At 68.8% G+C, this 23,826-nt stretch carries 19 protein-coding genes; 12 read left to right on the forward strand and 7 right to left on the reverse strand.

The features are described 5' to 3' along the window. Positions 1 to 146: 146 nt before the first annotated feature. The 3 genes from GXN78_RS05025 to GXN78_RS05035 are packed head-to-tail and all read left to right on the forward strand — an operon-like array spanning position 147 to position 4,899. Entirely contained in the window at positions 147 to 2,069 is a 1,923-nt protein-coding gene (locus GXN78_RS05025) for a PrkA family serine protein kinase (protein ID WP_106556008.1), read from the forward strand. Between the two features lie 23 nt (positions 2,070 to 2,092). Next, positions 2,093 to 3,385: a YeaH/YhbH family protein gene (locus GXN78_RS05030; RefSeq protein WP_106556007.1), complete on the forward strand. Its 1,293-nt coding sequence runs from the start codon at positions 2,093 to 2,095 to the stop codon at positions 3,383 to 3,385. After that, on the forward strand, positions 3,382 to 4,899 hold the full coding sequence (locus GXN78_RS05035) for a SpoVR family protein (protein ID WP_106556006.1): 1,518 nt from the start codon (positions 3,382 to 3,384) through the stop codon (positions 4,897 to 4,899). The genes GXN78_RS05030 and GXN78_RS05035 overlap by 4 nt, the downstream gene beginning before the upstream one ends. A gap of 4 nt (positions 4,900 to 4,903) precedes the next feature. Here GXN78_RS05035 and GXN78_RS05040 read toward each other — a convergent pair whose 3' ends face one another. Next, positions 4,904 to 5,542, reverse strand: coding sequence for a DNA-3-methyladenine glycosylase I (locus GXN78_RS05040; RefSeq protein ID WP_275407559.1), 639 nt, complete (start codon positions 5,540 to 5,542; stop codon positions 4,904 to 4,906). After that, a complete protein-coding gene (gene aroQ / locus GXN78_RS05045) occupies positions 5,539 to 5,994 on the reverse strand; it encodes a type II 3-dehydroquinate dehydratase (protein ID WP_106556005.1) in 456 nt (151 codons plus the stop codon). Before aroQ ends, GXN78_RS05040 begins: the two co-directional genes overlap by 4 nt. Positions 5,995 to 6,089: 95 nt before the next feature. Between aroQ and GXN78_RS05050 the strand changes: the two genes are divergently transcribed. From GXN78_RS05050 to GXN78_RS05075, 6 genes are read left to right on the forward strand one after another with little or no spacing between them, the layout of a single operon-like run. Further along, entirely contained in the window at positions 6,090 to 7,076 is a 987-nt protein-coding gene (locus GXN78_RS05050; RefSeq protein ID WP_106556004.1) for an aldo/keto reductase, read from the forward strand. A gap of 14 nt (positions 7,077 to 7,090) precedes the next feature. Further along, the gene (locus tag GXN78_RS05055; RefSeq protein ID WP_106556058.1) at positions 7,091 to 7,927 is read left to right on the forward strand and encodes an amidohydrolase family protein; all 837 of its coding nucleotides are present in this window, start codon (positions 7,091 to 7,093) and stop codon (positions 7,925 to 7,927) included. 36 nt (positions 7,928 to 7,963) lie between these two features. Next, a complete protein-coding gene (locus tag GXN78_RS05060) occupies positions 7,964 to 9,070 on the forward strand; it encodes an S-(hydroxymethyl)glutathione dehydrogenase/class III alcohol dehydrogenase (RefSeq protein WP_106556003.1) in 1,107 nt (368 codons plus the stop codon). 22 nt (positions 9,071 to 9,092) lie between these two features. Beyond that, positions 9,093 to 9,995: an alpha/beta hydrolase gene (locus tag GXN78_RS05065; RefSeq protein ID WP_106556057.1), complete on the forward strand. Its 903-nt coding sequence runs from the start codon at positions 9,093 to 9,095 to the stop codon at positions 9,993 to 9,995. After that, positions 9,992 to 10,852 carry an S-formylglutathione hydrolase gene (fghA, locus tag GXN78_RS05070; RefSeq protein ID WP_106556002.1) on the forward strand — a complete coding sequence of 287 codons (861 nt, stop codon included), beginning with the start codon at positions 9,992 to 9,994 and terminating at the stop codon, positions 10,850 to 10,852. The genes GXN78_RS05065 and fghA overlap by 4 nt, the downstream gene beginning before the upstream one ends. Positions 10,853 to 10,877: 25 nt before the next feature. Further along, the gene (locus GXN78_RS05075; protein ID WP_106556001.1) at positions 10,878 to 11,255 is read left to right on the forward strand and encodes a TfoX/Sxy family protein; all 378 of its coding nucleotides are present in this window, start codon (positions 10,878 to 10,880) and stop codon (positions 11,253 to 11,255) included. A 65-nt stretch (positions 11,256 to 11,320) separates the two neighbouring features. Here GXN78_RS05075 and GXN78_RS05080 read toward each other — a convergent pair whose 3' ends face one another. The 4 genes from GXN78_RS05080 to GXN78_RS05095 all read right to left on the reverse strand — a co-directional run bounded on the left by GXN78_RS05080 (position 11,321) and on the right by GXN78_RS05095 (position 16,698). Then, on the reverse strand, positions 11,321 to 13,294 hold the full coding sequence (locus GXN78_RS05080) for an acetyl-CoA carboxylase biotin carboxylase subunit (RefSeq protein WP_106556000.1): 1,974 nt from the start codon (positions 13,292 to 13,294) through the stop codon (positions 11,321 to 11,323). Then, complete coding sequence (locus tag GXN78_RS05085; RefSeq protein ID WP_106555999.1) at positions 13,291 to 14,907, reverse strand: acyl-CoA carboxylase subunit beta; 1,617 nt, start codon at positions 14,905 to 14,907, stop codon at positions 13,291 to 13,293. The genes GXN78_RS05080 and GXN78_RS05085 overlap by 4 nt, the downstream gene beginning before the upstream one ends. A 2-nt stretch (positions 14,908 to 14,909) precedes the next feature. Next, positions 14,910 to 16,079 carry an acyl-CoA dehydrogenase family protein gene (locus tag GXN78_RS05090; RefSeq protein ID WP_106555998.1) on the reverse strand — a complete coding sequence of 390 codons (1,170 nt, stop codon included), beginning with the start codon at positions 16,077 to 16,079 and terminating at the stop codon, positions 14,910 to 14,912. Positions 16,080 to 16,149: 70 nt separating this feature from the next. After that, entirely contained in the window at positions 16,150 to 16,698 is a 549-nt protein-coding gene (locus tag GXN78_RS05095; protein ID WP_239142609.1) for a gluconokinase, read from the reverse strand. Between the two features lie 61 nt (positions 16,699 to 16,759). Between GXN78_RS05095 and GXN78_RS05100 the strand changes: the two genes are divergently transcribed. The 3 genes from GXN78_RS05100 to GXN78_RS05110 are packed head-to-tail and all read left to right on the forward strand — an operon-like array spanning position 16,760 to position 22,684. Next, positions 16,760 to 19,972, forward strand: coding sequence for an efflux RND transporter permease subunit (locus GXN78_RS05100; RefSeq protein ID WP_106555997.1), 3,213 nt, complete (start codon positions 16,760 to 16,762; stop codon positions 19,970 to 19,972). Positions 19,973 to 19,976: 4 nt separating this feature from the next. Beyond that, on the forward strand, positions 19,977 to 21,185 hold the full coding sequence (locus tag GXN78_RS05105; RefSeq protein WP_106555996.1) for an efflux RND transporter periplasmic adaptor subunit: 1,209 nt from the start codon (positions 19,977 to 19,979) through the stop codon (positions 21,183 to 21,185). Then, the gene (locus GXN78_RS05110) at positions 21,182 to 22,684 is read left to right on the forward strand and encodes an efflux transporter outer membrane subunit (RefSeq protein WP_106555995.1); all 1,503 of its coding nucleotides are present in this window, start codon (positions 21,182 to 21,184) and stop codon (positions 22,682 to 22,684) included. The genes GXN78_RS05105 and GXN78_RS05110 overlap by 4 nt, the downstream gene beginning before the upstream one ends. Here the strand turns inward: GXN78_RS05110 and GXN78_RS05115 are convergent. Beyond that, positions 22,635 to 23,723: a PA0069 family radical SAM protein gene (locus tag GXN78_RS05115; protein ID WP_106555994.1), complete on the reverse strand. Its 1,089-nt coding sequence runs from the start codon at positions 23,721 to 23,723 to the stop codon at positions 22,635 to 22,637. The two genes, GXN78_RS05110 and GXN78_RS05115, sit on opposite strands and share 50 nt — an antisense overlap. Between the last annotated feature and the right edge of the window lie 103 nt (positions 23,724 to 23,826).

The raw sequence follows: 23,826 nt of genomic DNA on the forward strand, positions 1-23,826 counted from the left end.
TGTTTGTTCTATGCTTTGAGCCAAGTTACTGCTCGAGGAGTTTTTCCTAAGCGTGCTCAACTCACCTGGCACCATTCCTGCGAACGATGCGACGTGTGCAGCACGGAAACTCCGGGCAGCGCCCCGCTGACTCGATGGAGGTGTTTATGGATGTCATCAGTAACTTCGCCGCCCGTTACGAGCGGACTCGCGAAGAGGTCCTCTCCCTGCAGGAGTACCTCGAGATCTGCAAACGGGAGCCCGCGGCCTACGCGACCGCGGCCGAGCGAATGCTCAAGGCCATCGGGGAGCCGGAGCTCGTCGACACGCGCAACGACCCGCGCCTGTCACGCATCTTCGCCAACAAGGTCATCAAGATCTACCCGGCCTTCCGCGAGTTCTACGGCATGGAGGACTCCATCGAGCAGGTGGTCTCCTACTTCCGGCACGCGGCGCAGGGTCTGGAAGAGCGCAAGCAGATCCTCTACCTGCTCGGCCCCGTCGGCGGCGGCAAGAGCTCGATCGCCGAGCGGCTGAAGCAGCTGATGGAGCAGGTGCCCTTCTATTCCATCAAGGGATCGCCGGTCAACGAATCGCCGCTCGGCCTCTTCAACGCCACCGAAGACGGCGAGATCCTCGAGAAGGAATACGGCATCCCGCTGCGCTACCTGAACCGCATCCTGTCGCCCTGGGCCGTCAAGCGGCTCGAGGAATACGGCGGCGACATCCGCCAGTTCCAGGTCGTCAAGCGCTACCCCTCGGTGCTGCGCCAGATCGCGGTGGCCAAGACCGAGCCCGGCGACGAGAACAACCAGGACATCTCCTCGCTGGTCGGCAAGATCGACATCCGCAAGCTCGAGACCTATGCCCAGGACGACCCGGACGCCTACGCCTACTCCGGCGGCCTGTGCCTGGCCAACCAGGGCCTGCTGGAGTTCGTCGAGATGTTCAAGGCGCCGATCAAGGTGCTGCATCCGCTGCTGACGGCCACGCAGGAAGGCAACTTCAAGGGCACCGAAGGCTTCGGCGCCATCCCCTTCGACGGCATCGTGCTCGCACACAGCAACGAGAGCGAGTGGAAGGCCTTCCGCAACAACAAGAACAACGAGGCGTTCCTCGACCGGATCTACATCGTCAAGGTGCCCTACTGCCTGCGCGTCTCCGAAGAGATCAAGATCTACGAGAAGCTGGTGCGCAACTCCTCGCTCTCGCTGGCACCCTGCTCGCCCGGCACGCTGCGCATGATGGCCCAGTTCTCGGTGCTGACGCGGCTGAAGGAGCCGGAGAACTCCAGCATCTTCAGCAAGATGCAGGTCTATGACGGCGACAACCTGAAAGACACCGACCCCAAGGCCAAGTCGATCCAGGAGTACCGCGACTACGCGGGCGTCGACGAGGGCATGAGCGGCGTGTCCACGCGCTTCGCCTTCAAGATCATCTCCAAGGTCTTCAACTTCGACAGCGGCGAGGTCGCGGCCAACCCGGTGCACCTGATGTACGTGCTCGAGCAGCAGATCGAGCGCGAGCAGTTCGCGCCCGAGACGGAGCAGAAGTACCTGTCCTACATCAAGGAGCTGATGGCGCCGCGCTATGCGGAGTTCATCGGCAAGGAGATCCAGACCGCCTACCTCGAGAGCTACTCCGAGTACGGCCAGAACATCTTCGACCGCTACGTGACCTACGCCGACTACTGGATCCAGGACCAGGAGTACCGCGACCAGGACACCGGCGAGGTGTTCGACCGCGGCTCGCTCAACGCCGAGCTCGAGAAGATCGAGAAGCCCGCGGGCATCAGCAACCCCAAGGACTTCCGCAACGAGATCGTGAACTTCGTGCTGCGCGCGCGTGCCGGCAACGCGGGCAAGAACCCGCTGTGGACCAGCTACGAGAAGCTGCGCACGGTGATCGAGAAGAAGATGTTCTCGAACACCGAGGAGCTGCTGCCCGTCATCAGCTTCAACGCCAAGAGCAGCGCCGACGAGATGAAGAAGCACGAGGATTTCGTCAACCGCATGGTGCAGAAGGGCTACACCGCCAAGCAGGTTCGCCTGCTCTGCGAGTGGTACCTGCGCGTGCGCAAGAGCTCATGATGAGCTGACAAGGGAGTTCGGCCGTGGCAATGCTGCAGCAGATCATCGACCGCCGTCTGTCGGGGAAGAACAAGTCCATCGGCAACCGCGAGCGTTTCCTGCGGCGCTACCGCGAGCAGATCGGGGAAGCCGTACGCCGCGCCGTCAGCGGCCGCAACATCCGCGACCTCGAGCAGGGCGAGGACATCACGCTGCCCAAGCGCGACGTGTCCGAGCCGGTGTTCGGGCACGGCCCCGGCGGCGACCGCGAGTACGTGCACCCGGGCAACCGCGAATACGTCAAGGGCGACCGCATCGAGCGGCCCCAAGGCGGCGGTGGCGGCAAGGGAAGCGGCTCGCAGGCCGGCGACGGCGAGGGCGGCGAGGACGACTTCGTCTTCCGCCTGACCAAGGAAGAGTTCATGCGGGTCTTCTTCGAGGATCTCGCCCTGCCCCACCTGATCCGCACCCAGCTGGCCGAAGTGCCGGAATGGAAGAGCCACCGCGCCGGCTTCACCCAGGACGGCATGCCCACCAACCTGCACGTGGTGCGTTCCATGCGCGGCGCGCTGGCGCGGCGCATCGCACTGGGCGGCGACTCGCGGCGCGAGATCCGCGAGCTCGAGGCCCACCTGCTGCACCTGAAGCGCAGCCCGCGCGCCGCCGATGCGCTGGTGCAGCGCGAAATCCGCGACACCGAGGCCAAGATCGAGGAGCTCAAGGCCAAGGCCAAGCACATCCCTTATCTGGACCCGATCGACCTGCGCTACCGCAACCGGGTCAAGGTGCCGATCCCCTCGGCCAAGGCCGTGATGTTCTGCCTGATGGACGTCTCGGGCTCGATGGACGAGGCGCGCAAGGACATGTCCAAGCGCTTCTTCATGCTGCTGTACCTGTTCCTGACGCGGCACTACGACAAGATCGAGCTGGTCTTCATCCGCCACCACACCCAGGCCAGCGAGGTCACCGAGGAAGAGTTCTTCCACGCCACCGAGACCGGCGGCACCGTGGTTTCCAGCGCGCTCACGCTGATGCACGAGATCGTCCGCGCGCGCTTCCCCAGCAACGAGTGGAACATCTACGGCGCCCAGGCCAGCGACGGCGACAACTGGCACCAGGACAGCGGCCGCTGCCGCGAGCTGCTGGCCGACCACCTGCTGCCGCTGGTGCGCTACTACGCCTACGTGCAGGTGGCGGATGCCGAGCAGAACATGTGGGAGGAGTACAGCCAGCTGGTCGACTCCCACAAGAATTTCGCAATGCGCAAGGTTGCCGACGCGGCGGACATCTACCCGGTGTTCCGCGACCTGTTCAAAAAGGAGAGGGGGACGGTGTGAACGCCAAGAAACGAGAACCGCTGCCCAGCCCTTCGGACTGGACTTTCGAGCTGATCGAGCGCTACCACAGCGAGATCGCCCGCGTGGCGCGCGGCTACAAGCTGGACACCTACGCCAACCAGCTCGAGATCATCACGGCCGAGCAGATGATGGACGCCTACGCCTCGGTGGGCATGCCGGTCATCTACCGCCACTGGTCCTACGGCAAGCAGTTCATCTCGACCGAGAAGAACTACCGCCGCGGCCACATGGGGCTGGCCTACGAGATCGTCATCAATTCCGACCCCTGCATCGCCTACCTCATGGAAGAGAACACCATGGCCATGCAGGCCCTGGTGATCGCCCATGCCGCCTACGGGCACAACAGCTTCTTCAAGGGCAACTACCTGTTCAAGATGTGGACGGATGCCTCGTCCATCATCGATTACCTGGTCTACGCCCGGCACTACATCAGCGAGTGCGAGGAACGGCACGGCCTGCCGGCCGTCGAGGACCTGCTGGACTCCTGCCACGCCCTGATGAACCACGGCGTGGACCGCTACCGCCGCCCCCAGCGCCTGTCGCTGAGCCAGGAGCAGGCGCGCCGCGAGGACCGCGAGCACCACCTGCAGCAGCAGGTCAACGACCTCTGGCGCACCCTGCCCCGGCGTGCCGGCCGCAGCGCGGAGGAAGAAGAGGCATCCAAGCGCTTCCCCTCCGAGCCACAGGAGAACCTGCTCTACTTCATCGAGAAGAATGCACCATTGTTGGAACCCTGGCAGCGCGAAGTGGTGCGTATCGTGCGCAAAATCGGGCAGTACTTCTATCCGCAGCGCCAGACCCAGGTCATGAACGAGGGCTGGGCCACCTTCTGGCACTACACCCTGCTCAACACCCTGTACGACGAGGGCCTGCTGGCCGACGGCTTCATGATGGAGTGGCTGCAGTCGCACACCAACGTGGTGTACCAGCCGCCGGTCGGCCACCGCGCCTACAGCGGGATCAACCCCTATGCGCTGGGCTTCGCGATGTACACCGACCTGCGGCGCATCTGCGAGAACCCCACCGAGGAAGACCGGCGCTGGTTCCCCGACCTGGCCGGCTCGCCCTGGCAGCAGTCGCTGGACTACGCGATGCGCAACTTCAAGGACGAGAGCTTCGTCGGCCAGTTCCTGTCCCCGAAGCTGATGCGCGACTTCCGCTTCTTCGCGATCCGCGACAAGGAAGACGAGCCGGAACTCGAGGTCTCGGCCATCCACGACGACAGCGGCTACAGGCAATTGCGGGAGTCGCTGTCGCGCCAGTACGACCTCAATCACCGCGAGCCGAACATCCAGGTCTGGAGCGTCAACCTGCGCGGCGACCGCTCCCTGACCTTGCGGCACACGCAGCACAACGACCGCCCGCTGCACGACGATGCGCAGGAAGTGCTCAAGCATGTCGCCCGCCTCTGGGGCTTCGACGTGCACCTCGAGAGCGTCGACAGCCAGGGCCGGGTGAACCACCGCAAGGTGGCCGGCCCGCAGACCCACTAGTCCGCTAGTCCGGCAGCTTCAGCCCGGCTCGCGCCGCCAACGCGAGTTCGCGCGCGTGGCACTGCTCGACGTGGTCGTTGACCAGTCCCATGGCCTGCATGAAGGCATAGACCGTGGTCGGGCCGACGAAGCTCCAGCCCCTCTTCTTCAGATCCTTGGACATCGCCACCGACTCCGGCGAGGTGGTCATGGCCCGGAGCGCCTCGTGGGTGATGCGGCGTGGTCGCGAGGCCGGGTCGGGCTCGAAGCCCCAGGCATAGGCGGCCAGCGAGCCGAGCTGCTCGCGCAGTTCCAGCACCCGCTGCGCGTTGTTGATGGCCGACTCGATCTTGCCGCGGTGCCGCACGATGCCCGTGTCGCCGAGCAGGCGCTCCACGTCCTTCGGCCCGAAGCGCGCGACGCGCTCGGCATCGAAGTGCGCGAAGGCACGCCGGAAGGCCTCGCGCTTGTTGAGGATGGTGAGCCAGCTCAGGCCTGCCTGGAAGCCTTCGAGGCACAGCTTCTCGAACAGGCGCCGGTCGTCGGTGACGGGGAAGCCCCACTCGTTGTCGTGGTAGTGCTGGTAGGCCGTGGTGGACTGGCACCAGCGGCAGCGCAGTGCGCCGTCTTCGCCCGTGAACAGCCCGGGCCGCTCCGTGCTCAAGCGCTCTCGCTCACCCGCACCAGCGCCTCGATCGCCAGCGCATAGCCCTTGACGCCGAAGCCGACGATGATGCCGCGCGCCGCCGGCGAGATGTAGGAATGGTGGCGGAACTCCTCGCGCGCATGCACGTTCGAGATGTGCAGCTCGACCAGCGGCACGCTCGCGCCCTTGATCGCATCGTGCAGCGCGATCGAGGTGTGGGTGTAGGCGCCCGGGTTCATCACCACGCCCAGCATGCGGCCGGCGGCCACCTCGCGGCCGGCCTCGTGGATCCAGTCGATGAGCTGGCCTTCGTGGTTCGACTGGCGGCATTCGATGGCCACCCCAAGCTTCGCGCCTGCCTCCGCGCACAGGCGCTCGACGTCGGCCAGGGTTTCGTAGCCGTACTGCGCAGGCTCGCGGGTGCCGAGCAGGTTGAGATTGGGGCCGTTGAGGACGAGGATCTTTTTCATGGGGCGTTTGTAGCAGGTGTTGCCGGCCTCGGGGTAGCACTCTTTGTGGCAATCTGCTGCTGCAGGGGCGTGGTCCGCCCGAAGGAATAGCACCCATGAACAGCAAGAGCATGCCGCTGCTGGAGCGGCTCGCCGGCCCGCTGAAACTCGGCCTGGGCGGCGCGCCGCTCGGCAACCTCTATGAACAACTATCCGACGCCGAGGCCGAGCGCACCCTCGAGGAGGCCTGGCGCCTGGGCCTGCGCTACTTCGACACCGCGCCGCTCTACGGCCATGGCCTCAGCGAGCTGCGCCTGGGCCGCATGCTGCGGACCCAGCCGCGCGGGGATTTCGTGCTCTCGACCAAGGTCGGCCGGCTGCTGCGCCCCGACCCGGCCGCGCCGCCCGAGCGCGACGGCTATGTGCACGGGCTGCCGCTGGCGCCGCATTTCGACTACAGCTTCGACGGCGCCCTGCGCTCGATCGAAGAGAGCCTGGAACGGCTGGGCCTCTCGCGCATCGACATCGCCCTGATCCACGACATCGACCGCCACACGCATGGCGCCGACGGACAGCCCGCACGCTTTCGCGAGGCGATGGAAGGCGCCTACCGCGCGCTCGATCGGCTGCGCGGCGAAGGCGTGCTGGGCGCCGTTGGCATCGGGGTGAACGAGTGGGAGGTGTGCCGCGACGCGCTGGCCGCGGGCGACTTCGACTGCATGATGCTGGCCGGCCGCTACACCCTGCTCGACGACTCGGCCGCCCGCGAGCTGGTGCCGCTGTGCGTGGCCCGGGGCGTGAAGCTGATCCTGGCCGGTGTCTTCAATTCCGGCATCCTCGCGAGCGGCGCCACGCCAGGTGCGCATTTCCACTACCAGCCGGCGCCCGAGGCGGTGCGTTCGCGGGTCGCCCGCCTCGCTTCGACCTGCGCCTCCTTCGGGGTCGCGCTTCCGGCCGCAGCGCTGCAGTTCGCGATGGCCTGCCCCGCCGCGGCCGCGGTGGTGGTGGGCGCGCGCAGCGCCGAGGAGATCGCGCAAAGCGTCGCGCATGCGCAGGTGCCCATTCCGGCGGCGCTGTGGGAAGCGCTGGCGCGCGAGGGCTGAAGCAGATGGGCACGCTGCGCATCGATGCGCACCAGCACTACTGGTCGCTCGCGAACCGCGACTACGGCTGGCTGGCCGACACCCCGGCATTGCACCCGATCTACCGCGACTTCGGCCCCGAGGACCTGGCTGCGCTGCTCGACCAAGCCGGCATCGACGGCACCGTGCTCGTCCAGGCGGCACCCAGCGAAGCCGAGACCTGGCGCCTGCTGGCCCTGGCCGGGCAGCCCCGCAGCCGGGTGCGCGCGGTGGTGGGCTGGACCGATCTCGCCGCGCCCGATGCGCCGGCCCGCATTCGCCGGCTCGCGCAAGAACCCTTGCTCAAGGGCCTGCGGCCGATGCTGCAGGACATCCCAGACCCGGCCTGGATCCTGGACGCGCGCCTCCAGCCCGCCATCCAAACCATGACCGATCTGGGCCTGTGCCTCGATCTCCTGATCAAGCCGCACCAGCTCGATGCGGCGATGGCCTTCGCACGCGCCCATCCCTCGCTGCGCATGGTGATCGACCATGCCGCCAAGCCCGCCATCGCGCACCGCGCCTTCGAGCCCTGGGCCACGCAGATGGCCCGCTTCGCCGCGGAGACACCGGTGTACTGCAAGCTCTCGGGCCTGGCCACCGAAGCTGGCGCCGGATGGGACGCGGCCGTGCTGCGCCCCTATGTCGACCATCTGCTGCGGCACTTCGGCCCGGGGCGCCTGATGTGGGGCAGCGACTGGCCGGTGCTGAACCTGGCCGGCGACTATCTGCAATGGCACGCGGTGTCGGACCAGTTGCTCGCTGTGTTGTCCACGGCCGATCAGGCGCGCGTCCGGGGTGCGAATGCGGCGGAGTTCTATGGCATAAAGTGATACGCCTCCCGCACCTCTTCACTTTTCTGCCTTCCCATGAAAACCAAAGCCGCCGTCGCCTGGAAATCAGGCCAACCGCTCAGCATCGAAACCGTGGATCTCGAAGGTCCGAAGTTCGGCGAGGTGCTGGTCGAGATCAAGGCCACCGGCATCTGCCACACCGACTACTACACCCTCTCGGGCGCTGACCCGGAAGGCATCTTCCCGGCCATCCTCGGCCACGAAGGCGCGGGCATCGTGGTCGACGTCGGCCCCGGCGTCACCTCGCTCAAGAAGGGCGACCACGTCATCCCGCTGTACACGCCCGAATGCCGGCAGTGCAAGTTCTGCCTCTCGCGCAAGACCAACCTCTGCCAGCTGATCCGCGGCACGCAGGGCAAGGGCCTGATGCCCGACGCCACCAGCCGCTTCAGCCTGGAGGGCAAGCCCATCTTCCACTACATGGGCACCTCGACCTTCAGCAACTACACCGTGGCGCCCGAGATCTCGATGGCCAAGATCCGCGAGGACGCGCCCTTCGACAAGGTCTGCTACATCGGCTGCGGCGTGACCACCGGCATCGGCGCGGTGATCTTCACCGCCAAGGTGGAGGCCGGCGCCAACGTGGTGGTGTTCGGGCTGGGCGGCATCGGCCTGAACGTGATCCAGGGCGCGAAGATGGTGGGCGCCGACAAGATCATCGGCGTCGATCTGAACCCGGCGCGCGAGGCGATGGCGCGCAAGTTCGGCATGACGCACTTCCTCAACCCGAAGGAGCACGCCAACATCGTCGATGCCATCGTGCAGCTGACCGACGGCGGCGCCGACTACAGCTTCGAGTGCATCGGCAACACGCAGGTGATGCGCCAGGCGCTGGAGTGCACGCACAAGGGCTGGGGCCGCAGCATCATCATCGGCGTGGCCGAGGCCGGCGCCGAGATCAGCACCCGCCCCTTCCAGCTGGTGACCGGCCGCAAGTGGGAGGGCTCGGCCTTCGGCGGCGCGCGCGGGCGCACCGACGTGCCGAAGATCGTCGACTGGTACATGGAGAACAAGATCAACATCGACGACCTGATCACCCACACCATGCCGCTGGAAGACATCAACAAGGGCTTCGACCTGATGAAGCGCGGCGAGTCGATCCGCGGCGTGGTGCTGTACTGAAGCGGGCCGAGCCATGGCGACGATGACACGGCTTCGCCAGGTCCGGGCCGGCGTGCTCGATGTCGGCTACCACGAGAGCGGCCCCGCCGACGGCCCGCCGGTCGTGCTGATGCATGGCTTTCCCTACGACATCCACGCCTACGCCGAAGTCGCGCCGCTCTTGGCGGCGAAGGGTTGCCGCGTCATCGTCCCCTACATGCGCGGCTACGGCAGCACGCGCTTCCTCGACGGGGCGACGCCGCGCTCCGGCCAGCAGGGCGCCTTCGGCGCCGATCTGCTGGCGCTGCTGGACGCGCTGGCCATCCCGCGCGCCGTGCTCGCGGGCTACGACTGGGGCGGCCGCGCCTGCTGCATCGTGGCCGCGGTGTGGCCCGAGCGCTGCGCCGGGCTGGTCTCGCTCAACAGCTTCAACATCCAGGACATCGCCGCCGCCGCGAAGCCCCTCGCGCCCGAGAACGAGCGGCGCTACTGGTATCAGTACTACTTCCACGGCGAGCGCGGCCGCGCCGGGCTCGAACAGGACCGGCGCGCGCTGTGCCGGCTGCTGTGGTCGCTCTGGTCGCCGACCTGGACCTTCGACGACGCCACCTTCGAGCGCAGCGCCGCCGCCTTCGACCACCCCGACTTCGTCGAGGTCGTGATCCACTCCTACCGCCACCGCTTCGGCCTGGTTACCGGCGATCCGGCCTACGACGACATCGAGCGCCGGCTGGCCGCGCTGCCGCCGGTCACGGTGCCCGCCATCACCTTCGACGGCGCCGACGACGGCGTGATGATGATCGGCGGAACCGCCGCGCACGCCCGCCATTTCACCGGCCCGCACCAGCACCGCGTGGTGCCGGGCGCGGGCCACAACCTGCCCCAGGAAAAACCGCAGGACTTCGCCCGCGCGGTCCTCGACCTGGCGACATCTTCCCGACCATGAGCCCTGGCATCATCCGCACGCTTTCCGAACACCGCTGCTTCGGCGGCACCCAAGGCTTTCACGAACACGACGCACGCGAGATCGGCCTGCCGATGCGCTTCTCGGTCTTCCTGCCTCCGCAGGCTCGGCAGGGCCCGGTGCCGGCGCTGATGTACCTCGCAGGCCTGACCTGCAACGAGGAGACCTTCATGGTCAAGGCCGGCGCCCAGCGCCTGGCGGCCGAGCTGGGCCTGGCGCTGATCGCGCCCGACACCAGCCCGCGCGGCGCGCAAGTCCCCGGCGAAAGCGACAACTGGGACTTCGGCGTCGGTGCCGGCTTCTACCTCGACGCCACGCAGGCGCCCTGGGCCACGCACTGGCGCATGGAAAGCTGGATCGTCCACGAGCTGCTGCCGCTGGTGGGCGGGCATTTCCCCATCGACATTCACCGCCTGGGCATCTTCGGCCACTCGATGGGCGGCCATGGGGCGTTGACGCTGGCGCTGCGCCACCCGGGCCGCTTCGCTTCGCTCTCGGCCTTCGCGCCGATCTGCGCACCCACCGAGTGCCCCTGGGGCGAGAAGGCTTTCGGCGGCTACCTGGGCGCCGATCGCGAGCAGTGGCTCGCGCACGATGCGAGCGCGCTGATGCAGTCGCAGACCGCCGCGCCCTACCCGGAAGGCATCCTCGTCGACCAGGGCCTGGCCGACAAATTCCTGGCCGACCAGTTGCATCCGCACCGGCTCGAGGCGGCCTGCCGCGCCGCGGGCCAGCCGCTCACGATGCGTCGGCACGAGGGCTACGACCACGGCTACTACTTCGTGCAGAGCTTCGTGGCTGACCACCTGGTGCATCACGCCCGGAGCCTCGAGCCCTGAGGCGGGCCTGGGCCCGCTGAACACGATGAGCCAGTTCGTCCAGAGCCTGCACGAGGTGTTCGAGCGCATGGGCCGCATCGAGACGCGCCGCATGTTCGGCGGCCACGGCATCTACCACGATGGACGCATGTTCGCGCTGGTGGCCAGCGACACGCTCTACCTCAAGGCCGACGCCCAGACGCTGGCCGAATTCGAGAAGCGCGGGCTGCCCGCCTTTGGGTACGAGCGCGAGGGGCGGCGAATGGAGATGTCTTACCGCCAGGCGCCCGAAGAGATCTTCGAGGACCGAGATGAAGCGGGTCGTTGGGGACGGCTGGCGTGGGAGGCGGCCTTGCGCTCGGGAACACCCAAGCGCGCGCGGCGGCCCGCCGCAAAGAAGACGGGAAGAGGCAAGGCGCGCTAAGAGGGAGCAGGCCTGGGAGTGTGAGCGCGTTGCGCGTGCTTCGAGGGCCCGGTGCCCACCCCAGGCTACGACGCGCCCGCCTCGATCTCCGCGACCACCCGGTGCGCCGCCACTTGCTCGCCGACGGCAACATGCAGCGCCCCCACCCTGCCCGCCGCAGGCGCCGCATGGATGTGCTCCATCTTCATCGCCTCCAGCGTGACCATGGGCTGCCCCGCCTGCACACGGTCGCCGACCGCGACCAGCACCGCGACCACGCGCCCGTTCATCGAGGCGCGCAGCTTGCCGTCGCCGCCGCCCTCGCCCGGGCGCACGCCCGCGGAGCGCGCCTGGTCGTCGATCGCGAAAGGCCGGCCGCGATAGTGCAGCAGCAAGCGCGTGCCTTCGCGGTGGAACACCGCGGTCTCCATCACGCCGTCGCAGACCAGGCGCGCCCGATCGCCGTCGAGCCGGACCATCGCCAACTCGATGGCGTTCCCGTCGATGTCGACGTCGAAGCGCTGTTGCTCGCGCAGCTGCAGCCGGCCCGCATGGCGCCGGCCGTCCACGTCGAAGCGCAGCGGGATCGCCAGCGAGTGCGTCAGTGCGCGGTCGCCCGGCTGCCGCCTGCGCTCGCCGGCCGTCTCGTGCAGCAGCACGGCCGCCACGGCCGCCGCTCGCAGGTGCGCCGCGTCATCCGGCGCGAGCAAGGCATCGGCATGCTGCGCAATGAAAGCGGTGGTGGCCTCGCCCGCGGCGAAGGCAGGATGCGCCAGGCAACGGCCCAGGAAGAGCTGGTTGGTCGTCACGCCGAGCGCCACCAGCGCCTCCAGCCCATGCAACAGGCGGCGGCGCGCCTCTTCGCGCGTGCGGCCATGGGCGATCAGCTTGCCGATCATCGAGTCGTACCAGGGCGGAATCTCCGCGCCGGAGCGCAGCGCATGCTCGACGCGCAAGCCCTCGGGCGGCTGCCACAGCGCCAGCGTGCCGCTCTGCGGCATGAAGCCCTGCCCCGCATCCTCGGCGCACAGCCGCAGCTCGATGGCATGGCCGTCGAAGCGGACCTGCGCCTGCGTGAGCGCAAGCGCCTCGCCCGCGGCGATGCGCAACTGCAGTTCCACCAGGTCGAGGCCGGTGATCGCCTCGGTCACCGGATGCTCGACCTGCAGCCGCGTGTTCATCTCCATGAAGTAGAACCGGCCCTCGGCATCGAGCAGGAACTCCAGCGTGCCCGCGCCCTCGTAGCCAATGGCCTTCACGGCTGCCAGCGCCGCGGCGCCCATGCGCTCGCGCAGCTCGGGCGTGACCGCCGGCGAGGGCGCCTCCTCGATCAACTTCTGGTGGCGGCGCTGCACCGAACAGTCGCGCTCGCCCAGGTGGATGGCGTTGCCGTGCCGGTCGGCGAAGACCTGGATCTCGATGTGGCGCGGCGCCGCGATGGCGCGCTCCAGGATCACGGTGTCGTCGCCGAAGGCGCCGCGCGCCTCGGACTTCGCGCTCCTGAGCAGCTCGGCGAATTCATCGTCGGACGATGCGAGCCGCATGCCGCGGCCGCCGCCGCCGGCGCTGGCCTTGATCATCACCGGATAGCCGATGCGCCCGGCCTCGGTGCGCAGCCGCTCCTCGCCCTGGTCCTCGCCCTGGTAGCCCGGGATGCAGGGCACGCCGGCCTCGCTCATGCGGCGCTTGGCGCCGGCCTTGTCGCCCATCGCGGCGATGGCCTCCGGCGAGGGCCCGATGAACACCAGCCCGGCCTCGCGGCAGGCACGCGCGAACGCCTCGTTCTCGGCCAGGAAGCCATAGCCCGGATGCACGGCGTCGGCACCGGTACGCCGCGCCGCCTCGATGATCGCCGGGATGCACAGGTACGACTGCGCCGGCAGCGGCTCGCCGATGCAGACCGCCTGATCGGCCTGCGCGACATGCAGCGCGCCGGCATCGGCCGTGGAGTACACCGCTACCGTGCGATAGCCGAGCGCGCGCGCCGTGCGCATCACGCGCAGCGCGATCTCCCCGCGGTTGGCGACAAGGATCTTGTGGAACGGCGTGGCAGACGTCATGGCCGCGCCACCGAAAACTGCATGGGCTGCGGTACCTTCGCCTCCGCATCGCGGCAGATCGACATCAGCTGGGCCAGGAGCGCGCGGGTGTCGCGCGGGTCGATCACACCATCGTCGAGCAGCAGCGCGCTGGTGCTGAACACGCTCATCTGGCGCTCGAAGCGCTCGATGATCTGCCGCTGCAGCGCCTCGAGCTTGGCGTGGTCCACCTCGCCCTTGCGCCGCATCGCGGCCTCGGTGACGATGGCCATGGTGCGCGCCGCCTGCTCGCCGCCCATCACCGCCGTCTTCGCATTGGGCCAGGAGAAGCAGAAGCGCGGGTGGAAGCCGCGCCCGCACATGCCGTAATTGCCCGCGCCGAAGGAGGCGCCGCAATGGATCGTGAACTGCGGTACGGTGGCATTGGTCACGGCCTGGATCATCTTCGAGCCATGCTTGATCATCCCGGCCTCCTCGTAGGCGCGCCCCACCATGTACCCGGTCGTGTTCTGCAGGTAGAGGATGGGGGTGCGCACCTGGCAGCAGGCCTGGATGAAGTGCGTGGCCTTGTTCGCGCCGGCCACGTCGATCGGGCCGTTGTTGGTGACGATGCCCAGGGGCCAGCCCTCGATCTTCGCGGTGCCGCAGACGGTGGCCGGACCGTAGTCCTGGCCGAAGGCGAGGAACTCGGAGCCGTCGGCGATGCGGGCGATCACCTGCCGCATGTCGACCGGACGCTTGGGGTCCATCGGCATGATCCCCAGCAGTTCCTCGGCGTCGTGGCGCGGAGGCTCGAAGCTGCGCACCTCCTGTGGCAGGCCGCGATTCCAGTCCATGCCGGCCAGGATCTCGCGCGCGATGCGCAGCGCATCGCGGTCGTCCTCGGCCAGGTAGTCGCCCAGGCCCGAGACCGAGGTGTGCATCGCGGCACCGCCCAGTTCCTCCTCGCTCGCGATCTCGCCGGTGGCCGCCTTCAAGAGCGGCGGGCCGGCGAGGAAGGCGCGGGTGCGGTCGCGCACCATCACGATGTGATCCGACAGCCCGGTCTGGTAGGCGCCGCCCGCGGTGGAAGAGCCGTGCGTCACCGTCAGCACCGGCAGGCCGGCAGCCGACAGGCGCGCGAGGTTGCGGAAGATGTTGCCGCCGCGCACGAAGTCCTCGACGCGGTAGGCCATCAGGTTGGCGCCGGCGCTCTCGACCAGCTGCACGAAGGGCAGGCGGTTCTCCAGCGCCAGCTCCTGGATGCGCAGCTGCTTGTCCAGGCCCATGGGCTGCAGCGCGCCTGCGTCGATGCCGGAGTCGGAAACGCTGACCATGCAACGGATGCCCGATACCTGGCCGATGCCCGAGATCACGCCACCGCCCGGCACGCTCTTCTCCAGGTCGGGCCTGTCCATGCCGAAGCCGGCCAGCGTGGACAGCTCGAGAAAGGGCGCGCCCGCGTCGAGCAGCAGCGCCAGCCGCTCGCGCGGCAGCAGCTGCCCGCGCTTTTCAAAGCGCTCGCGCGAGGCCGCGGAGGCCTGCACGGTTCGCGCCTCGATGCCACGGAGGCGCTCGATGAGCGCGAGCATGCCGGCAAGGTTGGCCTGGAAGGCTTCGCCGTTCGCGGACAGGGTCGACTCGATCTTTGCCATGCCTAGATCCCCAGCTGGCGCGCGGCCAGGTCCTTCATGATTTCCTCCGACCCGCCGCCGATCATCATCACCTTGACCTCCCGGTAGATGCGCTCGCTCTTCGTGCCGCGCATGAAGCCCATGCCGCCGAGGATCTGCACCGCCTGGTCGGCGCAGAACTGCATGGCCTGCGTGGCCACCACCTTCAGCATGCAGATGCGGGCGACCAGCTGGGCCGGCTCGGCGGCGCGGTGCTCGATGCGCCAGGCCAGGTCGTAGAGCAGGCAGCGGGCCGCATCGATGCGCGCCACCATGTCGACCAGCTTGTGGCGGATCACCTGGCGCTCCGACAGCGGCCGGCCGAAGGTCCTGCGCTGCCGCGCCCAGTCCAGCGCCTCCTCGGAGCAGACTTCGGCGAAGCTGCAGGCCAGGGCCGACATCACGAGGCGCTCGGTGTTGAAGTTCTTCATGATGATCGGGAAGCCCTGCCCTTCGGCGCCCAGCAGCCGGTCGGCCGGCACCCGGCAGTTCTCGAAGCGCAGGTGCGCGGTGTCGGAAGCCCACCAGCCCATCTTCTTGAGCTCGGTGCGCGCGAGACCCGGTGTATCGCCGTCGATCAGCAGCAGCGAAACCCCGCCGGCGCCCTTGTTCGCGGGATCGGTGCGCACGGCCGTGGTGATGAAGTCCGCGCGCATTCCCGAGGTGATGAAAGTCTTCTCGCCGTTGACCACATAGTGATCGCCCTCGCGCACCGCCGTTGTCGCGAGGCTCGCGACGTCCGAGCCGCCGCCGGGTTCGGTGATGGCGAGGGCGATGATGGCCTCGCCCGCCAGCACCGGCGGGATCACCCGCTGCTTCAGCGCTTCGCTGCCCGCCTCGACCACCGGCGGCAGGCCGATGATGTGCGAGCCCAGCGAGGCCTGCAGGCCACCGCTGCCGCAGCGGGCCAGTTCCTCGGCGACGACGATCTTGAAGAAGACGTCGGCCGGCGTGCCGCCGTAGGCCTCGGGCACGCCCAGGCCCTGGACGCCCAGCGCGGCGGCACGGCGGTAGAGCTCGCGCGGGAAGCTGCCGGCCTCGTCCCAGTCATGGACGTGCGGCGTGATCTCGCGCGCGACGAATTCGCGCAAGGCGGCGCGGAACTGCTGGTGCTCGGTGCGGAAGTAATGGCCGGGCGGTGGGGCATCGAGCATGAGTGGGCGTGGGCGGCGTTCGGGCCACCACCTTAGCCCGCCCCCGCGCCCGCGGGCTTGCGGGAACTGGCTATGGCGCCGGACCGGCCGCGGCTTCCTGGTCCAACCAGGCCCGGGCCCGGCTCACCTGTTCAGCAGGCGGCGCGGTCGCATCCACCGCCAGCACCCCTGCCTCTCCGACCGGCGACTCGAGGGTGGCGAACTGGTCGGCGACCAGGGTGGCCGAGAAGAAGTGCCCCCCGCGGCCGGCGACCCGGCGCTCGGCCTCCTCGCGCGACAGTTCCATGAAGACGAAGCGCAATTCCGGCACCGCGGCTCGCAGCCGCTCGCGGTAGCCGCGCTTGAGCGCCGAGCAGGTCAGCACCGCTCCCTGCGGATGCGCGGCGAGCGTGGACGCCAGGGTGTCCAGCCAGCCGGCCCGGTCGGCGTCGGTGAGCGCGATGCCGGCGCGCATCTTGCTCACGTTTTCGGGCGGATGGAAGTCGTCGCCTTCGATCAGCGGCAGGCCCAGCTCGCGGGCCAGCGCGGCCCCCAGGCTGGACTTGCCGCAGCCCGAAACGCCCATCACCACAAGCCGGCGGGGAGGGTTCTGCGATGAAGAAAAGTAAAGCTCGGTCATTGGGACTATTGTCTTGCCTTCTCTACTTATGATGCGCCCTTCTCGCGGGAAGTAACAAGCCGTGTCCATGGTTTCGCTGGCTCTGCGCCGCCCCTACACCTTCATCGTGATGGCGATGCTGATCGTGCTGGCCACGCCTTTCGTGCTGGCGCGCATGGCCACCGACATCTTCCCGGACATCAACATTCCGGTGCTGAGCGTCATCTGGAACTACGGCGGCCTGCCGGCCCAGGAGATGGGGCAGCGCATCGCCGGGCAGACCGAGCGCGGCCTCACCACCACGGTGAGCGACATCGAGCACATCGAATCGCAGTCGCTGGCCGGCGTGAGCGTGATCAAGATCTTCTTCCAGCCCACGGCCAACATCGAGACCGCGATCGCCCAGACCGTCGCCTCGGTGCAGACCCAGGTGCGCCAGCTGCCGCCGGGCATTACGCCGCCGCTGGTGATCAAGTACTCGGCCTCCAGCATCCCGGTGATCCAGCTGGCGCTGTCGAGCAGCGAGCGGCCGGAGAACGCGCTCTTCGACTCGGCCATCAACCAGTTGCGGCCACAGCTCATCACCATCCCCGGCGTGGCCATCCCCTTCCCCTACGGCGGCAAGAACCGGGTGATCTCGGTGGACCTCGACACCCAGGCGCTGCAGGCGCGCGGGCTCTCGCCGGCCGACGTGGTGAACGCGGTCAATGCGCAGAACCTGATCCTGCCCTCCGGCACCGCCAAGTTCGGGGCCACCGAGTACAGCGTGCGGATGAACGGCTCGCCGGAGGTGCTGGCCGGCCTCAACGACCTGCCGGTGCGCACCGCGGGCGGCGCCACCACCTACGTGCGCGACGTGGCCTACGTGCGCGACGGCTTCCAGCCGCAGACCAACATCGTGCGGCAGGACGGTGTGCGCGGCGTGCTGCTGTCGGTGATCAAGAACGGCGCCGCCTCCACGCTGGACATCGTCTCCAACCTGCGCGCGATGCTGCCGGTGGCGCAGCAGGGCATGCCGGCGGACATCAAGGTCACGCCGCTGTTCGACCAGTCGCTCTTCGTCAAGGCGGCCGTGCAGGGCGTGGTGCTCGAGGCCATCATCGCCGCGCTGCTCACGGCCGCGATGGTGCTGATCTTCCTGGGCAACTGGCGCAGCACGCTGATCATCGCGGCGACCATCCCGCTGTCGATCCTGGCCTCGATCCTGGTGCTCTACGCGCTGGGCGAGACGCTCAACCTGATGACGCTGGGCGGGCTCGCGCTGTCGGTCGGCATCCTGGTCGACCAGGCGATCGTGACCATCGAGAACATCGAGCGCCACCTGCACATGGGCACGCCGCTCAACGAGGCGATCATGGTGGGCGCCGGCGAGATCGGGACGGCCGCCTTCGTCTCCACGCTGTGCATCTGCATCGTGTTCGTGCCGATGTTCTTTCTCTCGGGCGTGGCGCGCTTCCTGTTCGTGCCGCTGGCCGAGGCGGTGGTGTTCGCGATGCTGGCCTCCTACATCCTGTCGCGCACGCTGGTGCCGACGCTGGTCATGCTGCTCATGGGCCGCATGCAGGCCCATGGCGCCGCCGCCAACGCGAAGCCCAGCCTGCTGCAGCGGGTCTATCGCAGCTTCGACCGGCGCTTCGAGCGCGTGCGGCGCGCCTACACGCTGGTGCTGTCGGCGCTGCTGTCCAGGCGCGGGCCCTTCATCGCGCTCTTCCTCGGCTTCTGCCTCTTGTCCTGCCTGCTGTACCCGGTGCTGGGCCGCGACTTCTTCCCCAGCGTGGATGCCGGCCAGATCCGCCTGCACATGCGCGCACCCACCGGCACCCGCATCGAGGAAACGGCGCGGCTGGCCGACGAGGTGGAGGCGGCGATCCGCGAGCTGGTGCCGAAGGACCAGCTCGAGACCATCCTCGACAACCTGGGCGTGCCCAACAGCGGCATCAACCTCTCCTACAGCAACGCCGGCACCATCGGCACGCTGGACGGCGAGATCCTGCTCTCGCTGCGCGACGGGCACCGGCCCACGGAGGAGTTCGTCTCGCTGCTGCGCGCGGAGCTGCCGAAGCGCTTCCCCGGCATCGAGTTCTTCTTCCAGCCGGCGGACATCGTCACGCAGATCCTCAACTTCGGGCTGCCGGCGGCCATCGACGTGCAGTTCAGCGGCAACGACCTGGCGGGCAATTCGCAGCGCGCCGCGGAGCTGGTCAAGGCCATCCGCAAGATTCCCGGCGCGGTCGATGCCCATGTGCACCAGCGCCTGGACGCACCCAGCCTCAGCCTGCAGATGGACCGCACGCGGCTGCAGCAGGTCGGGCTGACGGCACAGAACGTGGGCCAGAACGTGCTGATCGCGCTGTCGGGCAGCTCGCAGACCGCGCCAGCCTTCTGGCTCAACCCGCAGAACGGCGTGGTCTACAACGTCGCGGTGCAGACGCCGCAGTACAAGGTCGACTCGCTCGACGCACTGCTCAACATCCCGGTGGGCGGCTCGGGCGCCGGCGCCGGGCCGCCGCAGCTGCTGGGCAACCTGGTGGAGGCGCAGGCCGCGCGAATGCCGTCCGTGATCTCGCGCTACAACATCGCGCCGGTGGTCGACGTGTACGTCAGCGTGCAGGGCACCGACCTCGCCAGCGTGGCGAAAGAGGTCAAGAAGCTCGTCGACGAGATGCGGCCCAAGCTCTCGCGCGGCAGCCAGGTGACGATCCGTGGCCAGGTGGAGACCATGCAGTCCTCCTTCCTCGGCCTGGGCATCGGGCTGGCGATGGCGGTGGTGCTGGTGTACCTGCTGATCGTCGTCACCTTCCAGTCCTGGCTGGATGCCGCGATCATCATCACCGCGCTGCCCGCGGCGCTGGCCGGCATCGCCTGGATGCTGTTCCTCACCGGCACCACGCTGAGCGTGCCGGCGCTGACCGGCGCGATCATGACGATGGGCGTGGCCACGGCCAACAGCATCCTGCTGATCGCCTTCGCGCGCGAGCGGCTGACAGCCGGCGTGCCGCCGCTGTCTGCTGCGCTGGAAGCCGGCGCCACGCGCATCCGGCCGGTGCTGATGACGGCCCTGGCGATGATCATCGGCATGATCCCGATGGCGCTGGGCCTGGGCGAAGGCGCCGAGCAGAACGCCCCGCTGGGCCGCGCCGTGATCGGCGGCCTGCTGTTCGCGACCGTGTCCACCCTGTTCTTCGTGCCGGCCGTGTATGCCGGCATCCACAGCCGCCTGGCCCATCGCAAGGCGGCGCGCGAAGCCGCAGCCAACGCGCCGCCGCCGCTGGGCGCTGCACCCCAGGAGAGTTGAGACCATGACGGAGCAACGCCACGCGGCATTGGCCATCCATCCGATTGCCGCCGACGAGCAGGGCGAGCATCAGGAGCTGCTGCGGCGCCGCCAGATCGTGCGGCGCACACGCATCGCGGTGCTGATCGTGCTGGTGCTGCTGGCCATCGGCGCGGCACGCACGGTGTTCGTGCGCATCGCCAACGCGCGGGCGCTCGAGGCCTCCTCCACCGAGCTCGCGAAGCAGTACGTGAAGACCGCCCTGCCGCAGACCGCCGCCACCGGCCAGACGCTGGCGCTGCCGGGCACGCTGCAGGGCTTCGTGCAGTCGCCGATCTCGGCGCGTGCGAGCGGCTACCTCAAGCGCTGGACCAAGGACATCGGCAGCCAGGTGCAAAAGGGCGATCTGCTCGCCGAGATCGAGACACCTGAAATCGATCAGCAGCTCTCGCAGGCCATTGCCGCGCGGCAGCAGGCTGCCTCCGGCCTCGAGCTGGCGAAGAGCACGGTGGCGCGCTGGGAGAACCTTCGCAAGAAGGACGTGGTCTCGCAGCAGGACCTGGACGAGCGGCGCAGCGGCCTCGCGCAGGCCACGGCCAACGTGGCTGCTGCCGATGCCAACGTGCAACGCCTGCGCCAGACCGAGGGCTTCAAGCGCATCGTCGCGCCTTTCGCGGGTGTGATCACGCGGCGCAACGTCGACGTCGGCGACCTGATCGACGCAGGCGGCAGCCGGCCGCTGTTCCTGCTCGCGCAGACCGATCCGCTGCGCGTCTACATCAACGTGCCGCAGGCCTATGCGCAGCTGGTCAAGGCCGGCCAGCCGGTGGTGGTGACGCAGGCGGAGCTGCGCGGCCAGAGCTTCAAGGGCGAGGTGGCACGCACCTCGGGCGCCATCGACACGGCCACGCGCATGATGCAGATCGAGGTGTCGCTACCGAATCGAGAGGGCTTGCTGCTGCCGGGCGCCTACGTGCAGGTCTCGCTGCCGCTGGCGGCCAGCCGCGCGCTCAGCGTCCCGGCCAATGCGCTGCTGTTCCGCGCCGAGGGCACGCGCGTCGCCACGGTCGATGCCGAAGGGCGCGTGCGCCTGCGCACCATCAATGTCGGGCGCAACTACGGCGAGACGGTGGAGGTGCTGGACGGCATCACGGCCAGCGACCGGCTGATCCTGAATCCCTCGGACTCGCTGGCCGAGGGCGATGTGGTGGCGGTGGCCAAGGAACCGGCGTGAGCGTGCGGCGTCTTGGGGCAATTGCAGCCACTGCCTTGCTGCTCGCGGCCTGTGCCGCCGGCCCGGACTATCGCGCGCCGCAGGTCGAGGTGCCGGTGAGCTGGCAGCTGGAGGAGCCCTGGCGCCAGGCCGCGCCCGGCGATGCGCTCGACAAGGGCCCGTGGTGGCAGCGCTTCGGCGACGCGGAGCTCGATCGCCTGCAGCAGCAGGCGCTGCGCAACAGCCCCACGCTGACGCTGGCCAGCGCGCGACTCACGCAGGCGCGCGCCACGCTGTCGGCGGCCGACGCCGCGCGCTATCCGCAGCTGGGCCTGGGCGCGCGCGCCTCGCGGCTCAAGATCTCCGCCAACCGGCCGCTCACCAACTACGCGACGCAGAACTTCTCCACGGTGCAGAACGACTTCGCGCTCTCCCTCAACGCCAGCTACGAGCTCGATCTGGCCGGCCGCGTGCAGCGCTCGGTCGAGGGCGCAACCGCTTCCGCGGCGCAGTCGGCGGCCGACCTGGAGAACACGCGCCTCCTGCTCACCACCGACCTGGCCTCGGCCTATTTCAACCTGCGCGCCACCGACATCGAGCTCGACGTGCTGTCGCGCTCGATCGCGCTGCAGCGCCGCGCACTGGAGCTGGTGACGGCGCGCCACGACCTCGGCGCCGTCTCGGGGCTGGACGTGGCGCAGCAGCAGGCCCTGCTCGACAGCACGCTCGCCCAAGTCGACGTGCTGAAGAAGCAGCGCTCGCAGTACGAGCATGCGCTCGCCACCCTGAGCGGCACGCCGGCGCCCAGCTTTGCGCTGGCATCCGACCTGCGCCCCATCGTGCCGCCGGCCATCCCGCTCGGCGTGCCCTCGGAAGCGCTGGAGCGACGGCCCGACGTCGCCTCGGCCGAGCGCGCGATGGCCGCGGCCAACGCGCAGATCGGCGTCGCGACCGCGGCCTTCTATCCCAGCGTGATGCTGGCGCCGGTGGTGGGCGTGGACAGCCGCATGATCGAGACCTTGTTCGATGCGCCCAGCCTGCTGTGGTCGGCGGGCGTGTCGGCGACGCAGGTGCTCTTCGACGGCGGGCGCATCCGCGCCAACGTGGACTTCGCGCAGGCCGGCTACGAAGGCACGGTGGCCAACTACCGGCGCGTGGTGCTGACGGCGATGCAGGAGGCGGAGGACGGCATCAACGGCCTGGCCGCGCTCGACCGCGCGGTGACCCAGTCGCTCGCCGCCGTCGATTCGGCGCGCCGGGTGCTCGACATGGCGACCAGCCGCTACGAAGGCGGTGCGTCGACCTACCTCGACGTGATCAGCGCCCAGCAGTCGCTGCTGGTGGCCGAGCGCCAGGCCGCGCAGCTGCAGGGCCAGCGTCTCTTGACCTCGGTCTTTCTCGTGAAGGCTTTAGGCGGCGACTGGTGCGGCGTCGAGTCGCGCAGTGCGAGCGCGAGCGCGAGCGCCGACGCTAGAACAGACTGCCCTGCCCCGCTGCGCCGGGTGGCCGGAACGCGCTGAGATCGAGCGCGATGCGCTCGCGGTTGAAGCCCAGGCGCTGCGTCGCCTTCTCGAAGCGCTGACGGATCAGCTCGGCCCACAGCCCGCTGCCGACCATGCGGGTGCCGAAGTCGGCGTCGTAGTCCTTGCCGCCGCGCATCTCGTGGATGCGCGCCATGATGCGGCCGGCGCGCTGCGGGTAGTGCAACTCCAGCCACTGCTTGAAGAGCGGCGCCACCTCCCAGGGCAGGCGGATCACGGTGTAAAAGGCGCTGCGCGCGCCGGCCTCCCAGGCGGCCTCGAGCACCTTTTCCATGTCCTCGGTGACGAAGGGAATCTGCGGCGCCACGCTCACCCCCACCGGCACGCCCGCCTCGGCCAGCGTGCGCACCGTGCGAAGCCGCCGGTGCGGCGCGGCGGCGCGCGGCTCCAGCTTGCGCGCGAGCTCGCCGTCGAGCGTGGTGATGGTGACGTAGACGGCTGCCAGGTGCTGGGCCGCCATCGGCGCGATCACGTCGAGGTCGCGCTCGACGGCGCTGGACTTGGTGACCAGGCCGAAGGGATGGCGCACCTCCTGGAGCAGCTCGATCACCGCGCGCGTCAAACGCAGCTCGCGCTCGATCGGCTGGTAGCAGTCGGTCGCGGTGCCGATCGCCAGGTTCTGCGGCCTGTAGCTGCGGCGGCCCAGCTCGGCGCGCAGCACCTCCACGATGTTGCGCTTGGCGATCAGCTTGGTCTCGAAGTCCAGGCCGGGCGAGAGGTTCAGGTAGCTGTGGGTCGGCCGCGCGAAGCAGTAGATACAGCCATGCTCGCAGCCGCGGTAGGGGTTGATCGAGCGGTCGAAGTGGATGTCGGGCGAGTCGTTCTCGCTCAGCACGGACTTCACGTCCTCGAAGCGCACCTCGGTCTGCAGGGGCGGCAACGGCTCGGCGGTGCCCTCTTCGAGCGTGCCCCAGCCGTCGTCGAAGGCATCGCGCGCGTCGCGCTCGAAGCGGTGGGGCAGCCGGGTCGCGGCGCCGCGGCCCTTGATGGCGTGGAGGGGAATGAAAGCGTCGGGCATGGTTCTTCGCCTCGAATAACTGGATGAATATCCAGTATTCCACCAATCGGGCCGGCATGCACGCGACTTCTGTTTCTGTGTTGACAGAAATATCGAAAATCGT

The sequence above is a fragment of the Variovorax sp. WS11 genome, assembly GCF_010499245.1.
Lineage (GTDB): Bacteria > Pseudomonadota > Gammaproteobacteria > Burkholderiales > Burkholderiaceae_C > Variovorax.